This is a genomic window from Leclercia sp. Colony189 (genome assembly GCF_009740165.1).
GTDB lineage: Bacteria > Pseudomonadota > Gammaproteobacteria > Enterobacterales > Enterobacteriaceae > Enterobacter.
Genome location: NZ_CP046557.1, coordinates 3,969,898 through 3,985,442 on the forward strand (window position 1 = coordinate 3,969,898; position 15,545 = coordinate 3,985,442).

Consider the following 15,545-nt stretch of genomic DNA (forward strand, 5'->3'; position numbering starts at 1 on the left):
CCTGCAAAGCTTTCCCTGACACGAGGTGGCTGACAGAGTAATGCAGCAACGCGCTGAGGGGAATCCTTGCCTGTCACAAACTCCAACTGATTGGTCATTTGTCGAACATTTAATCGACTGAAACGCTTCAGCCAGAATAAGCGAAACACGGAATAAAGGGAATGACTGTCCAGACCAATAAGCCAGCTATATGACACACATCACATTTTAAGTGGAATAATTTACAGAGGTATTACATCTTTGAGGAATAACATGCACAAAAAAGCCGGGTGACGCTTACGCCTGCCCGGCCTGAATATTTGTAGGCCCGGCAAGCTACGCGCCGCCGGGCACAACCATGATTACAGCAGTTCTTTCGCTTTCGCGACCACGTTCTCAACGGTGAAGCCGAACTCTTCGAACAGCTGCTCAGCTGGCGCAGACTCACCGAAGGTGGTCATGCCAACGATAGCGCCGTTCAGGCCCACGTATTTGAACCAGTAGTCAGCGATACCCGCTTCGATTGCCACTCGGGCAGAAACGGCTTTCGGCAGTACAGATTCACGGTAAGCCGCGTCCTGCTTGTCGAAGGCATCGGTAGACGGCATGGAGACCACGCGCGCTTTCACGCCTTCGCCTGCCAGCTGATCCCAGGCGGCAACAGCCAGTTCAACTTCAGAACCGGTTGCGATGAAGATCACCTGCGGCTGACCGTCGCAGTCTTTCAGCACGTAACCACCGCGGGCGATGTTCGCCAGCTGCTCTTCGGTACGATCCTGCTGAGCCAGGTTCTGACGGGAGAGGATCAGCGCGGTTGGGCCGTCCTGACGCTCAACGCCATATTTCCACGCTACCGCCGATTCAACCTGGTCACATGGACGCCATGTGGACATGTTCGGGGTCACGCGCAGGGAAGCAACCTGCTCAACCGGCTGGTGGGTCGGGCCATCTTCGCCCAGACCGATAGAGTCGTGGGTGTAGACCATCACCTGACGCTGTTTCATCAGCGCAGCCATACGCACCGCGTTACGGGCATATTCCACGAACATCAGGAAGGTGGAGGTGTACGGCAGGAAACCACCGTGCAGGGAGATACCGTTGGCAATCGCGGTCATACCGAACTCACGAACACCGTAATGGATGTAGTTACCGGCAGTATCTTCGTTGATGGCTTTAGAGCCAGACCAGATAGTCAGGTTTGATGGTGCCAGGTCAGCGGAGCCGCCGAGGAACTCTGGCAGCAGCGGGCCGAAGGCTTCGATCGCATTCTGGGAGGCTTTACGGCTGGCGATTTTAGCCGGGTTAGCCTGCAGCTTAGCGATGAACTCGTTCGCTTTGGCGTCGAAGTCTGCTGGCATGTCACCTTTCATACGACGGGTGAACTCTGCCGCTTCCTGTGGGAAGGCTTTAGCGTAGGCGGCGAATTTCTCGTTCCATGCCGCTTCTTTCGCCTGGCCCGCTTCTTTGGCATCCCACTGCGCATAAATTTCAGACGGGATTTCAAACGCAGCGTGTTTCCAGCCCAGCGCTTCACGGGTCAGGGCGATCTCTGCGTCACCCAGCGGTGCGCCGTGGGAGTCGTGCGTACCGGCTTTGTTCGGAGAACCGAAACCGATGATGGTTTTGCACATCAGCAGGGACGGTTTGTCAGTCACTGCGCGCGCTTCTTCTACTGCACGTTTAATCGCTTCAGCATCGTGACCGTCAACGCCACGCACCACGTGCCAGCCGTAGGCTTCGAAACGTGCTGCGGTGTCGTCAGTGAACCAGCCTTCAATGTGGCCGTCGATGGAGATGCCGTTGTCGTCATAGAACGCAACCAGTTTGCCCAGTTTCAGGGTGCCTGCCAGGGAGCACACTTCGTGAGAAATGCCTTCCATCATGCAGCCATCACCCAGGAATGCATAGGTGAAGTGGTCGACGATGTCATGACCCGGACGGTTGAACTGCGCCGCCAGCGTCTTCTCGGCAATCGCCATACCCACGGCGTTAGCAATACCCTGACCCAGCGGACCGGTAGTGGTTTCAACACCTGCGGTGTAACCCACTTCCGGGTGACCCGGGGTTTTGGAGTGCAGCTGACGGAAGTTTTTCAGCTCTTCGATTGGCAGATCATAGCCGGTGAGGTGCAGCAGGCTGTAGATCAGCATCGAGCCGTGGCCGTTAGAGAGAACGAAACGGTCGCGGTCAGCCCAGGCAGGGTTCTGCGGGTTGTGGTTCAGGAAATCACGCCACAGGACTTCGGCAATGTCAGCCATACCCATAGGGGCACCCGGGTGACCGGACTTAGCTTTTTGTACAGCATCCATGCTCAGCGCACGAATAGCATTGGCAAGCTCTTTACGTGAGGACATTTTGACTCCAGATCGGATGTTGAAGGCCATGCCCGTTTCGGCTTGACGACAGCGCGTTTTGGGCTACGCCAGAAAAAAGTGCCAACAATGTAACCCAAGCGACAAAGCATGTACATGGACCATTCTTTTGCCGCTTAAGAAATCTCTGGAACAGGCTCGCACGTTGCGCAATCTTCTCGCTCGCCTTCGTTTATATTCTTTATAATTGGAGCTGCACCCTCCTCCGGGGCGGCAAAACTTTCAGAATTTATCAAGTTTAACGAGTACGGAAGCAACATAATGAAAATGCGTGCAGTAGTGCTGGCTCTGGGAACGACCCTTCTTCTTAGCGGGTGTCAGAATATGAATTCTGGTGGCCTGCTGAGCTCCGGAGCAGAGGCGTTTCAGGCCTACTCCCTCACCGATGCCCAGGTGAAAACATTAAGCGATGAGGCCTGTAAAGAGATGGACGGTAAAGCGACCATCGCACCGGCAGACAGCACTTACGCTCAGCGTCTGAATAAGATTGCTTCAGCACTTGGCGACAACATTAACGGCCAGCCGGTGAACTACAAGGTTTACATGGCGAAAGACGTTAACGCCTTTGCGATGGCTAACGGCTGCATCCGCGTCTACAGCGGATTAATGGATATGATGAACGACAATGAAGTCGAAGCGGTTATCGGCCATGAAATGGGCCACGTTGCCCTCGGCCATGTGAAGAAAGGGATGCAGGTTGCCCTCGGCACGAACGCCGTTCGCGTGGCGGCGGCCTCTGCGGGTGGTATTGTAGGTAGCCTTTCCCAGTCGCAGCTCGGCGATCTCGGTGAAAAACTGGTTAACTCCCAGTTCTCTCAGCGTCAGGAATCTGAGGCCGATGACTACTCTTACGATCTGTTGCGCAAACATGGGATTAACCCATCAGGTTTAGCCACCAGCTTCGAAAAACTGGCTCAACAGGAAGCGGGCCGCCAAAGCTCCATGTTTGACGACCACCCTGCCTCCGCAGCGCGTGCGCAGCACATCCGCGATCGCATGGCGGCAGACGGGATTAAATAATGTACCGGGGAGGCGCCCGCGTCTCCTTTGAAAAGCCGGGTGGCGGCTTCGCCTTACCCGGCCTGCTTTGTGCGTAAACGTAGGCCCGGTAAGCGCAGCGCTACCGGGCACACAGCTAGTACAGCGTTTTCTGCGGCGGCCCGGCAAACTTCAGGGCGCCAATCTGCCCCATCCGCACCTCCACCACCGACGGCCCCGGCATGGCCAGCGCCTCTGTCATCACCGCATCAAAATCCTCTGCCCGCTCAACGCTCCACGCCTGCAGGCCAATCGCCTGGGCCAGCAGGGTAAAGTCCGGCGTATGCAGCTCGTTATAATACTGCCGCCCGCCAAAATATTTATCCTGAATGCCACGCATCACGCCGTAACCGCCGTCATTCATGATCAGCAGCGTCACGTTGGCTTTCTCCTGCGCCAGCGTCGCCAGCTCGCCTAAATTCAGGCTCAGGCCGCCGTCGCCCACCAGCCCCACCACCTTGCGCTGCGGATTGGCAATCGCAGTACCAATTGCCATAGGCAGCCCCATGCCAATTGCCCCGGCCAGAGAGTGAATGTTCATCAGCGGACCGTTGGCGCGGAACAGACGGCTGCCCCACAGGCTGCCGGAAACGGTGATATCACGCACGAGCAGGCCATCCTGCGGCAGCGCTTTCTCGATGGCGTCGTTGAGCTTCGCATAGGCACCACACTGCTCGCGCAGACCCTGCTCAGCTTGCTCCACCGCCTGCTGTACCTGCGTGTCCCACTGCGCGTTACCCCATTCACGCCCCTGCGCTTTTGCAGCCAGCGCGTTAAGCAGCGCTGAACAATCGGCTACCAGCGTCTTATCCATCAAATAGTTACGGCTTGCCGCCGCCGGATCGATATCGATCTGCACCCGCGGAGAGGGCAGTTCGAGCGTCCATGAACGGGTCTCATTGCTGCGCAGGCGTGAGCCCGCCACCAGCGTAAAATCACACCGGGCGATCAGCGCCTCCACTGACGACGAGTTGTGGAAAGCCCGCAGGCTGGCGCGATGGCTGTCCGGCAGCACGCCGCGCGCGTGGGTGCTGGAGATCACGGTGATGCCCGCATCCGCCAGCTTTTTCACAGCGTCAGCGCTGCCCAGCGCCCCGCCACCCAGCCACAGCAGCGGCTGTTTCGCCTGCTTCAGCTGCGCCCAAAGCGCATCAACCATTCCGGCGTCTGGCGCTGAAACTGACACCGGTTTTACCGGCGCCGTCACCAGCGACAGCGGAATTTTCGCCCCCTGAATATCAATCGGGATCTCCACAGAGACCGGCCCGCACGGCGGCGTCTGTGCCTCCTGAATCGCTTTATGGAGAATCGCTATCGCCTGGTTGGCATTGCTGATGCGATATGCCCGTTTTGAACTGGCCTTCAGGAAGGTCAACTGGTCGCGGGTTTCGTGAATAAACCCGGTGTCGGCATCCAGCCAGGCTTTTTCCACCTGTCCGGTTAAATGCAGCAGCGGCGTGCAGGCATTCATCGCTTCCACCAGCGCGCCTACCGCGTTACCTGCCCCTGCCCCGGTACTGGTCAGCGCCACGCCGAGGCCGGAAAAACGCCCGTGGGCATCGGCCATGGTGACGGATCCCGCTTCGCCGCGCGCGGGCACAAAGCGGATATTGCCGCGCTGCCCTACTGCATCGGCGATGGGCAGGTTGTGAATGGAGATGACGCCGTAGATGGCCTCAACCTGATACTGCTCCAGCGTTCTGGCGATGGCGTCGCCGACGGTTATCATTTCGCTCATTGCTCACCCTTTTTCAGTCGCACCAGTGGTTGACGCTGTTACCCGTCGCCAGATAAATGCTCTTTTGTTGCATCCAGGCTTTCAGCCCCTGAATGCCCTTTTCGCGGCCCAGACCGCTCTCTTTAAAGCCCCCGAACGGGGTCGAAATCGCAAAGACCTTGTAGGTGTTGATCCACACCGTGCCCGCCTCAAGCTGCTCGCTTAAGCGCAGCGCACGTCCGGTATCCCGCGTCCAGATCCCGGCAGCCAGACCATATACCGAGTCGTTCGCCTGCTGGATCAACGCCGCTTCATCGTTAAATGGCATCGCCACCAGCACCGGGCCGAAGATCTCCTCCTGACAGGCGCGGGCGCTGTTGCTCAGCCCTTCGATAATCGTTGGCTGGAAGAAGCTGCCGTTTGCAAGATTGGGATCGGCTGGGATCTCCCCGCCGCACAGCACGCGGCCCCCTTCGCGCTTCGCCAGCTCGACGTAGGCCTGCACGCTCTGGCGATGCTTATCGTTGATCAACGGCCCGACGTGGATGCCGTCGGTAAACGGATGCCCGACGCGCAGGCCACGGGTTAACTCCAGCAACCGCGCCATCAGCGGAGCGTAAAGGCTTTCGTGGATAAACAGCCGCGACCCGGCGATACAGGCCTGTCCCGCCGAGCTGAAGATGCCGAAGCAGATCCCGCGCGCGGCCTGCTCGATATCCGCATCGTCGAGCACGATGGTCGGGGATTTACCGCCCAGCTCAAGAGAGGCCGGGATCAGCTTTTCCGCCGCCACGTGCGCCAGATGACGGCCAGTGGTGGTGCCGCCGGTAAAAGAGATTTTGCGCACTTTAGGATGGCGTGCCAGCGCATCGCCAATGACCGAGCCTTTGCCCGGCAGCACGCTCAGCAGCCCGGCGGGCAGCCCCGCCTGTTCAAAGATGCGGGCCAGCTCCAGCGCCATCAGCGGCGTCGCTTCGGCGGGCTTGAGGATCACCGCGTTACCGGCGGCAATGGCCGGAGCGACTTTCTGCATTTCACTGGCAATCGGCGAGTTCCACGGCGTAATGGCTGCCACCACGCCAAGCGGCTCATAGCGACTCAGGGTTAGTAAATCCGGCTGGCGCGGCGTCGGAAGCTCCCCTTCCAGCAGTTCGCAGGCGGCGGCAAAGTAGCGCGCCGTTCCCGCCGCGCTCATCACCAGCCCGCGTGCTTCCGCCAGCGGTTTGCCGTTATCGCGGCTCTGCATCTGCGCCAGCTCGTCGACGCGGGATTCAATCTGATCCGCCACTCTGTGCAGGATCTTCGCGCGCATATGCGGCAGGCTGTTGCGCCACAAGGGATCGCGCCACGCCAGCTCGCCAGCCTCGATTGCGTCATGCAGATCGTCGAGGCTTGCCGCGTTTAAAACCGCGTTGATCGTTCCATCAGCCGGGAAGTGGCTCTGCATCGGGTTGCCGCCGCCGTGTCGCCACTGCCCCCCGATAAAAATCTTCAGTTCGCTCATCGTCACTCCTCAGCTCAGGGCCAGCTCGCGGCAGGCGCGGACCGCGCTCAGTGCCGCCAGGGTGGAGGTTTTCGGGTTAGAGGCAAGCGGCAGCCCGCTCAGCTCAAGATGGAACTCGCCAAACACGCCTTCGACGTGCAGCGTGTGGGTATTGCGTTTCGTGGCCGGGTCGACCATCAGCTGTACGCGGGTCTCATCCATCCCCACGCCGCCGAGCGCCACGGTCGCCGCCACGTTGGCGTTGGCCGGGAACAGTCGTGCCGCCTCCCGGGCGCTGCCTTCGAAAAAGACCTGCGCCACTGACACCGAATTAAGATCGATAAGCTGTTCGGCGTAGCTGCCGCGCCAACTGGCCGGGCTTTTACGCGACTGATAGGTCACGCGCTCAAGCCCGCCCTCTTTCGCCGCCGCCAGCCCGTCGATGCCGGCCACCGCGCCGGAGAGCAGCGTCAGTTTGCCGCCCGCGTTGAGCAGGCGCTGCTCCAGCGCGCTATCTGCCAGTGCGCCGGTGGAGATCACCGCCAGATGCCAGCCGCGATGCAAAATATCCTCGCCGTACTGCGCCACCGCCTGCTGGCTGGCGCACTCCAGCACCAGATCGGGCGCTTCAGCGCACTCCAGCGGCGAGGTCAGCGCCACCACCGCATCACCAAACTGCTGGCGAATCGCCGCGTGATGAGACGCGCGCGCCACGATCCAGCCGATAGCGACACCGGCAGGCAGGCGCTCGATCACCGCCTGCGCCATGGCGCCGAACCCAATTAACATGATCTTTTTCATGATGCGTCCTTACAGATGGCGGCAGAAGCCGCCGGAAACGTCCAGCGCGGCGCCGGTGGTAAACGAGGCCAGCGGCGAGGCGAGGAACAGCAGCGCCTGCGCGGGCTCCTGCGGCTTGCCGAGGCGCGCCATCGGGATGCCGCGTTTGCGCGCGATCTCTGCCGTCCACTCCGGCCAGCTCTGGCTTTTGTCTGTACGGTTTTCAAAGCGGCGCTGCCACTGGCCGGACTCCACCATGCCGAGCAAGATGGAATTCACCCGAATGCCTTTCCCCACCAACTCTTTAGAGAGTGTCAGCGTCATATTCAGCAGCGCGGCACGGGCGGCAGAGGTGGCAATCATGTGCTCCTCCGGCTGCAGCGCCAGTAGCGAGTTGACGCAGGTGATGGAGGCGATGTCGGACTGCTCCAGCAGCGGCTGAAACGCCTGCACCGGATTGATCACTCCGAACAGCTTCAGCTCGGCCTCGTGCAGCCACGCCTCGCGCGGCGTATCCTGGAAGTGCGCCACGTAGCCCTGCCCGGCGTTGTTGATCAGCATATCCGCCGCACCAAAGCGCGCCTGAACGGCATCCGCAAAGGCCTGCATCTCGTCAGCGTTCAGCACGTCGCATCGATAAGAGAAAACCTCCCCGTCGGGGTATTCGTTATGCAGCGCGGCATGGGCGCTGGCGAGGCGATCCGGATCGCGGCCACAGAAGGCCACTTTAGCCCCCTCGCCCAGCAGCAGGCGCAGCGTTTCAAAGCCAATGCCAGAAGAACCGCCGGTGACGACCGCTATGCGCCCATCAATTTGTGCATTCATCGCGCACCTCTTCGTTAATGCGTAAAAGCTGTTGGTTAAAAAACGCGTCGTTATCGAGATAGCTGGCGTGACCGGCCTGGGGAATGGCGATAAACGGCAACCCGTATCGCAGCGCCAGCCCCTGCACCAACTCCGGCTGCGTAATCGCATCCTGCTCGCCGCACCAGACTTCAAAATCGCCCGGGTAGCGCTTAAGCCAGGCATGGATGTCGTCATATGCCAGCATCCACGCGGCGGCCAGGTAGCCCTCCGGGCGCAGCTTGCGCATCCCTGACGCCACGGTGGCAATATCCTCCGCGCGCGCGCCAGGGCGCAGCAGCTTCGCGGCGCGGGTCTGGGCGAGGATTTCGCCGCCCAGTGCCATCTGTTGCTCGCGGTTGCGCCAGACCTGCTCGCGCTGCTCCGGCGCGGCCTGGCCGTAGCCCTGCGCGGCATCCGCCAGCACCAGATGGATAACGCGTTCCGGGAACTTCGCCGCAAAAGCACTGGCGACCAGCGCCCCCAGAGAGTGCCCTACCAGCACCGCCTGCCAGACGCCCGCCCGATCGAGCATCGCCGCCAGCGCGTCGGCGTAATCTCCGGCGTTTGCCCGTTCAGCTGCCAGCATCGGGCTTTCGCCATAGCCGGGCATGTCCCACGCCAGCACCCGAAAACCGTCCAGCGCCATCTGCTTATGCCAGGAGGCGGCGCCGGAGCTGATGCCGTGCAGCAACATCAGCGGAATGCCGCATCCCTGTTCACGAAATTCCGTCATCGTGCACCCCTTAGTTCCGCTTCACTTTTGAGAGCGGATGATCGGCCGGGTAGGTCGGGATTTCCGGCTTGTTAGTGCCCAGCATGACGCACATCAGCGCCTCTTCTTCGCCGTGGTTGAACAGCCCACGATAGATACCCGGCGGGACGGAGATGAGGTCACGCTCGCGCAGCACGGTTTCGGTGTAGTTGTCGCCATCCTGGATCATCAGCGTGATCTGGCCTTTCAGCATGAAGAAGACCTCTTCCACATCGTCATGCAGGTGCAGCGGCCCTTCGCACTTCGACGGCAGTACCATGGTGGAGAAGGTAAAGTGATCCGCCTGCACGGTGTTGGTGTCGTTCGCCACGCCGGTGGCACCGGTGCCGATGTAGCGCATCTGCGCCCGGCGGTATTTCGGATCAAAATCGGCCTGGAACTTCAGGGCGTTCCAGTCATATTTACGCCCTTCGAAGCGCGCGATGCGCGACTCGACCCACTCTTCCATCGTCAGGTGGTCAGGTTTGATGCCAGATTTGTTGGTTATGGTTGAATCAGTCATGACACTCTCCTCAGTAACGTCTCAGCAGCGGCAGTAACAGGACGCAGCCCACCGCCGCCATCACCGCCAGAAAAATCAGCCCGGAATCCATGCTGTGGGTGAAGGCGATAAGCGCGCCCATCACCGCCGGCGACAGCGCGCCCGCAAAGTTTCCCAGCCCGTTGAAGATGCCGCCCGCCGTAGCACTCACCCGTGGATGGGTGGCCTTTGCCAGCAGGGCGAAAATGTTGGGCGCCCCGGTGCCCCACATAAAGGTACTGAAGCTCATCGCCGCGATGATGGTCAGCGGGGTGTCGAGGTGCATGACCGCTGCCAGCCCCACCGCCGCCCCCGCCATGGAGATAAAGCAGGCCGCGGCGCGCTTATCGACCCGGTCCGAGAGCCATGCGCCAATCACCTCGCCTGCCAGCATGGCGATAAACGGCATCGACGACAGCCAGCCCGCATGCTCCAGATGAATGCCCTTCCCCTTGATCAGGTAGCCCGGCAGCCAGCCGTTGATACCCCACAGGTAGGTCAGGAAGGCGATGTTAAAGATGCAGATGATCCAGAAGTGCGGACTGACGAACAGCTCGCGCCGGGCCGCGCGACGCTCATCCTGCGACGCCTGAGTAGTGGCCGGTTTCGCATCCAGACGGATCCCCCGCAGACCGATGCGCACAAAAATAAGCACCGGCACGGTCAGCATCGCCATCACGAAGAAGGTGCTCTGCCAGCCGAAGGTATTCAGCAACCAGAGGGAGAGCGGGAAGCCAATCGCCGCCCCCACCGGGGTGCCCAGCAGCCACAGCATGGTGGCGCGCGCCTGCAGATGCTGCGGGAAGTTGTGGCGCACAATGGCGAAGGCCAGCGGGAAGAGCGGCCCTTCTGCCACCCCCAGCAGGATGCGCAGGACAATCATCAGCGTGTAGTTATGGGTAAAGCCCATCGCCACCATCAGCACGCACCAGATCACCATCATCCCGGTGAGCAGGCGCAGCGGGGCGATTTTGTCCCCCAGCCCGCTTAAAAAGACCGATGAAAAGCCGTAGCTCAGCAGGAAGGCGCTCATCAGAATGCCGAGGCGCGTGGTGTCGAAATCGATGCCCATCGCCTGCTGGAAATGGCCGTCAGAAAACAGCGCCGCAATGCTGATTTTGTCGAAAAACGCCAGCAGCACGCAGGCCAGCAGCGCCAGCGGGATGGCCCAGCGCACCGCTTTTTCAGGCGTGCGGGTTCCCTCACCGCTCGCCTCAACGGGCGCGGTGTTGGTCTCTAATGTGGTCATATCTCCCCCTACGGGTGCGGGTTAGCTATCGCAATGACATCAGTGAAAAGGTCGGGTCGCTGAGCGGTACGTCTGACAGATCCCTTCCCGCCGCCATCCAGCGCTTCGCCAGCTTGACGGTGCGCGCATCGTTGAACGCCACCAGCTGCGTCAGCCGCCCGTTCGCGTCGAGCGAGAAGAACAGCGAATCGTCCCGCACTATCGTGCTGCTGCCCGGCTGCGGAATACCGAGGATCTGAATGTTGTGCTGATATTGATCTGACCAGAGCCACGGCGCGTCGTCGTAACCTGACGCATCGGGGTTGAGCATTGCTTTCGCCGTCGCCACCGCCTGATTCTGGGCAAAGGCCCAGGACTGGATGCACAGGCCGTAGTGATGATGCTGGGCCACATCCCCGGCGGCAAAGATGAACGGATCTGCGGTGCGTCCCTGGGCATCCACCACGATCCCGCGTTCGGTTTTAAGCCCGGCGTTACGCGCCAGTTCCAGGTTGAGATCGACACCGATCCCCACCACCACCGCATCAAAGGTTTTACGCTGGCCGTCGCAGTGGATGACCGGCAGACCGTTATCGTCTTCCAGCTCCAGCGCGCCGCAGCCGGTGCGGATCGCCACACCCTGCTCGCGGTGAATGGCCTCTAAGCGCTGCGAAACCTCGCCACTCACCGAGCGCATGCAGAGTGCGGGCTGCTGCTCGAACAGCGTGACCGCCACGCCGCTGCTGCGCGCGGAAGCGGCAATCTCAAGACCGATCCAGCCGCCGCCAACGATAGCCAGGGTGCGGCTCTCCGCCAGACGGCTTTTCAGACGCTGCGCGTCCTGCCAGTGGCGCAGGGGGTAGACCTGCGGGTGCGCCGCCCAGGCCTCACCCGGCAGGCGCGCCCGCCCTCCGGTGGCCAGTAAAAGCATGTTGTAACTAAGGCGTTCGCCGTTGCTTAAAACAACCGCTTTCGCTTCACGATCAATGGATTCAGCCCGCAACGGACGATACCAGGTCAGGTTCAGCGCCTGCTGCGCCTCTTCGGAAAAGAGTCGCGGAAGCGCCGCCTCTGGTTGCAAAAGAGCCGCTTTCGACAGCGGTGGCCGTTCGTAGAAATCCCATTCCTCTTCCGCCACCACGCAAATCTCGCCGTCGAAACCCTCGTCACGCAGGGTTTTAGCCGCCCAGCCCCCCGCCTGGCCGCCACCGATAATGACAATGCGCGACGTCATACCGCCTCCGTTTTTTTCTGCTGACGGCGCGTGTCGTGATCGATCCCGCCTTCCACCGCCCATTCGGTAAAGGAGACCAGCGAGTGCTCCAGCTCGCGCGGCTGCCAGTTTTCGGTCAGGTAGTCGTCGTTGGTGTAGTACTCAAACGCGCCGCCGGTCGGGCTATTGACGTACCAGAAGTAGGCCGACGAGACCGGATGGCGGCCCGGCCCGATAAAGGTGCTCCATTCATTTTTATTCATCGCGATACCACCGCCGATCACCTCGTGGATATCGCGCACGGTAAAGGCCACGTGGTTCAGGCCGCGCTTACGGTTCGGCAATTGCAGCAGGAACAGGTTGTGATGCCCCCCACGTACGCCGCAGCGCAGGAATACGGCGCGGTTGATGTAGCGGTCAGAGACCTGGAAACCGAGCACCTCGCGGTAGAATTTCTCCACCGCCGCCAGCTCCTCCACGAAAAACACCACGTGGCCGACGTTGATGGGCTGGGCGCGATCGTAAACCGGGCTGGGGGTGTCAATCCGGCGGGCATCGCCCCACTGGTTGATCGGCTCGACGTTCAGCTCCACGTCGGTCTGCTGGCTGACCTGCACGCGCAGGGTCATGCCGTTCGGGTCAAGGCATTCCAGCGCGTCGCCCACTTCGCGAAAGCCGGGCTGCTGCGCAAGCTTCGAGCGCAGTGCGTCCAGATCGTTCTGGGTCGCCACTCCCCAGGTCATGCGGCGCAGGGTGTTACCCGCTTCAAACGCCGGGGGCAGATCGGGGCTGTCGATCGGGTTAAGCTCCACGCGCGCGCCGCTCAGGGTGGTAAAACGCTGGCCGCTGGCATCGCCCGTCAGGCCAAAATCACGCATAAATTTGGCGCAGTGCGTCAGGTTCTCAACGCCAAATTCCAGCTTTTCAATTCCGGTTACACTCATCGTTCGTTGCCTCATCTGGCCCAAATTGGGCGTAAAACATGCCCGACGCAGTGAAGCGCCTGACGTTAACTCACTGATTTAACTGGCCTGTGATAAATACCCTAAGAAGCCAGAAATTTTGTCCGCCGCCAGACGAACCTCGTTTTGCAGTCGCTCGCGGTCGGCTTGTGGGATCTCTTCCGACGGCACCAGAATGCTCACTACCGCCGCCACGCGATGGCTTCGGTCAAACACCGGATAAACGATGGAGGAGATACCGTGGCGGAAGAAGGATTCACCGATCACGTATCCGCGGGCTTTATCCTGCTGCACCATTTGCCACAGGGCTTCACGGTCGTGAAGCTGACCCGGCGTGTTGCCCGGCAGGCGCTCCTGCGGGAACAGCTGTTCGAAATCGGCGCGGGAAATATCGGTCAACAGCATGCGGCCGAGCGAGGTGCAGTGCACCGGCAGACGGGTGCCAATGCTGACCTGATTGATGCGCGACCCGGCGGCGCTGACGCGGGCGATGTAGATGATGTCGCGCCCGTCGCGGATCGCCAGATGGCTACTGCACTGGCTGACGTCACGCAGTTGTTCAATCACCGGCTGACCCACCTGCGCCACATCCAGCGAGGCGATGTACTCAAAGCCCAGACGCAGCACGTTCATGCCGAGCGAGAAGGTATTGGTACGGGTGTTGCGCTCCAGAAAGCCCATATACTCCAGGGTCTGCACCACGCGGTAGGCGGTGGCCTTCGGCATATCCACCAGCCGGTGCAGCTCGGCAAAGGTCAGATCGCGATGCTGCTCGCCGAAGGCCAACAGCAGCTGTAAACCGCGCTCCAGCCCCGGCACCAGATACTTCACTTCCTGATCGTTTGCCATAATCGCCCTACCTTAGTTAAAGACAAAACCGCCGTTGACCGGAATAAGCTGCCCGGTGATGAACCGCGACAGATCGCTTAACAGCCAGACCACGCTGCCGGTGACATCTTCCGGCTGCTGCGCCCCCGTTAACGCCCGGCCATTTTCATAGAGCTGATGCCGTTCGGCGGGCACATATTCCGTCGCCTCAACGCGGGTTAATCCCGGCGCGATGGCGTTAATACGAATACGCTTTTCACCTAGCTCCCGCGCCATTGAGCGGGTCATGGCAATCACGGCCCCCTTACTGGCGACGTAGGCCATCAGGCGCGGCGCGCCCCACAGGGCGGTATCGGAGGCTACGTTCACAATCCCTGCCCCTTCCCGCAGCAGCGGCACGGCGGCGCGGGTGACCAGCCAGGTGCCTTTGACGTTGACGCTCATTACCCGATCCCAGAGATCCGGATCGTAATCGAGCATGTTTTTGCCGCCGACGCCGGTCGCCATCGCCGCGTTATTCACCAGGCCGTCAATCTGCCCCAGCTCGCCAATGGCACTGAACACCTGTTCGATGGAATGCGGATCGGCCAGATCGATAACGTGCGATTCGATCGCATAACCCTGTTCGCTCAGCCCGTGGGCGCTTTCAGCCAGCTCGCCTTTCAGGATGTCGCACATCACCACCGCCGCCCCCTGCTCCGCGCAGGCTCTGGCGAAGTGGTAGCCCAGCCCGCGCGCGGCACCGGTTACAACGATGCGTTTTCCGCTCAACAGCCCGTTCATCAGGCGGCTCCCTGCTGCGCGTCGCGCATCGCCAGCTGCTCTTTCGCAGCTTTTTGCATCATGCGGCGCAGGCGGGAGAGACCAACGTCATGCTGGTAGAGGTATTCATGGTCGCGGGCGTTTGGCGCCATGCTTTCCAGCACCACACGATCCTGCTCCAGCACTTCCCAGTGCAGTTTTTCCAGGCGGTTACGGTACATAAAGCGCCACATATCGCGCTGCCAGCCCTGCACGCGGCGGATGCGCCAGAAGAAGACGCGGCAGTTGTCGTTATCTTCCGGTACCACCATACCGACGATAAAGAAGTGGCCGCCCGGCCCGAAACGCTTCCTGTAAGGAATGGAGAGGCGCATCCAGCAGGTGCCGCTGTTGCCCAGCTCCACCCAGTCGAAGTTGACGCCGCTCTGCCCTTTTTTCTCAAAGATGAAGCCGGTTTTGGTCGGCTGGAGCACCATGTCGGCCTTGCGGTCCCCTTCCGCCATTGAGTGCGAGGAGGAGTGCAGATAGGTGCCGTGCATCGGGTCCATCACGTTTTCCAGCGCGTACTGGTAATTGCATTTCCACCCGGCGGTGCAGAGGAAGTTGCTGAAATTTTCCATGTCGGCGAGTTCATCCGGGAAGGTCAGTTCGTCCGGCTGCTGATCGGCGGTGACGCCGAACCACAGGAAGATGGCGCCGTGCGCCTCCTGCACGTTATAGCTGCGTACGCACTGCTGGCCGACCAGCGGACATTTGTCCACCGCAGGCACATCTTTCACTTCGCCATTGCCTGCCACTTCCACGCCGTGATACCAGCAGGCGATGCGGTCCCCGAGATTCCAGCCCATCGACAGGCGCGCGCCGCGGTGCGGACAGCGGTCCTCCAGCGCCTGGACCTGGCCGTCTTTGTTGCGCCAGACCACAATCTGCTCCCCAAGGCGGGTAATGCCCACCGGTGCAGACTGCACTTCCCAGCTCGCCAGCACCGGATACCAGAGGCCGCGCAGACCTTTATCGAGATAGTTTTGTACGGTAGTCGTCATCG

14 protein-coding genes are annotated in these 15,545 nt (G+C 60.9%); 1 reads left to right on the forward strand and 13 read right to left on the reverse strand.

Annotated features, from left to right (window positions below):
- Window positions 1-341: 341 nt before the first annotated feature.
- Window positions 342-2,333 carry a transketolase gene (gene tkt, locus GNG29_RS18895; protein ID WP_103176897.1) on the reverse strand — a complete coding sequence of 664 codons (1,992 nt, stop codon included), beginning with the start codon at window positions 2,331-2,333 and terminating at the stop codon, window positions 342-344.
- Window positions 2,334-2,612: 279 nt separating this feature from the next.
- On the opposite strand from tkt, the gene GNG29_RS18900 reads away from it, so the two are divergent.
- Window positions 2,613-3,371 carry a M48 family metallopeptidase gene (locus GNG29_RS18900; protein ID WP_156655199.1) on the forward strand — a complete coding sequence of 253 codons (759 nt, stop codon included), beginning with the start codon at window positions 2,613-2,615 and terminating at the stop codon, window positions 3,369-3,371.
- A 115-nt stretch (window positions 3,372-3,486) separates the two neighbouring features.
- Here the strand turns inward: GNG29_RS18900 and GNG29_RS18905 are convergent, their stop codons facing one another.
- From GNG29_RS18905 to GNG29_RS18960, 12 genes are all read right to left on the reverse strand, one after another.
- Complete coding sequence (locus tag GNG29_RS18905; RefSeq protein ID WP_103176899.1) at window positions 3,487-5,127, reverse strand: thiamine pyrophosphate-binding protein; 1,641 nt, start codon at window positions 5,125-5,127, stop codon at window positions 3,487-3,489.
- Window positions 5,128-5,140: 13 nt separating this feature from the next.
- Window positions 5,141-6,610: an aldehyde dehydrogenase gene (locus GNG29_RS18910; RefSeq protein ID WP_156655200.1), complete on the reverse strand. Its 1,470-nt coding sequence runs from the start codon at window positions 6,608-6,610 to the stop codon at window positions 5,141-5,143.
- 9 nt (window positions 6,611-6,619) lie between these two features.
- Complete coding sequence (locus GNG29_RS18915) at window positions 6,620-7,390, reverse strand: aspartate dehydrogenase (protein ID WP_156655201.1); 771 nt, start codon at window positions 7,388-7,390, stop codon at window positions 6,620-6,622.
- A 9-nt stretch (window positions 7,391-7,399) separates the two neighbouring features.
- The gene (locus GNG29_RS18920; protein ID WP_103176902.1) at window positions 7,400-8,194 is read right to left on the reverse strand and encodes an SDR family oxidoreductase; all 795 of its coding nucleotides are present in this window, start codon (window positions 8,192-8,194) and stop codon (window positions 7,400-7,402) included.
- Window positions 8,178-8,948, reverse strand: coding sequence for an alpha/beta fold hydrolase (locus GNG29_RS18925; protein WP_156655202.1), 771 nt, complete (start codon window positions 8,946-8,948; stop codon window positions 8,178-8,180). Before GNG29_RS18925 ends, GNG29_RS18920 begins: the two co-directional genes overlap by 17 nt.
- Before the next feature lie 10 nt (window positions 8,949-8,958).
- A complete protein-coding gene (locus GNG29_RS18930; protein ID WP_103176904.1) occupies window positions 8,959-9,489 on the reverse strand; it encodes a cupin domain-containing protein in 531 nt (176 codons plus the stop codon).
- A gap of 10 nt (window positions 9,490-9,499) precedes the next feature.
- Complete coding sequence (locus GNG29_RS18935) at window positions 9,500-10,756, reverse strand: MFS transporter (RefSeq protein WP_114316837.1); 1,257 nt, start codon at window positions 10,754-10,756, stop codon at window positions 9,500-9,502.
- 25 nt (window positions 10,757-10,781) lie between these two features.
- Window positions 10,782-11,969 (reverse strand): NAD(P)/FAD-dependent oxidoreductase, encoded by a 1,188-nt coding sequence (locus GNG29_RS18940; protein ID WP_156655203.1) that lies wholly within the window; start codon window positions 11,967-11,969, stop codon window positions 10,782-10,784.
- Complete coding sequence (locus GNG29_RS18945) at window positions 11,966-12,892, reverse strand: VOC family protein (RefSeq protein ID WP_156655204.1); 927 nt, start codon at window positions 12,890-12,892, stop codon at window positions 11,966-11,968. Before GNG29_RS18945 ends, GNG29_RS18940 begins: the two co-directional genes overlap by 4 nt.
- Before the next feature lie 78 nt (window positions 12,893-12,970).
- Window positions 12,971-13,759, reverse strand: coding sequence for an IclR family transcriptional regulator (locus GNG29_RS18950; protein WP_156655205.1), 789 nt, complete (start codon window positions 13,757-13,759; stop codon window positions 12,971-12,973).
- Window positions 13,760-13,771: 12 nt separating this feature from the next.
- Window positions 13,772-14,521, reverse strand: coding sequence for an SDR family oxidoreductase (locus GNG29_RS18955; RefSeq protein ID WP_156655206.1), 750 nt, complete (start codon window positions 14,519-14,521; stop codon window positions 13,772-13,774).
- On the reverse strand, window positions 14,521-15,543 hold the full coding sequence (locus tag GNG29_RS18960) for an aromatic ring-hydroxylating dioxygenase subunit alpha (protein WP_103176908.1): 1,023 nt from the start codon (window positions 15,541-15,543) through the stop codon (window positions 14,521-14,523). Before GNG29_RS18960 ends, GNG29_RS18955 begins: the two co-directional genes overlap by 1 nt.
- Window positions 15,544-15,545 lie beyond the last annotated feature (2 nt).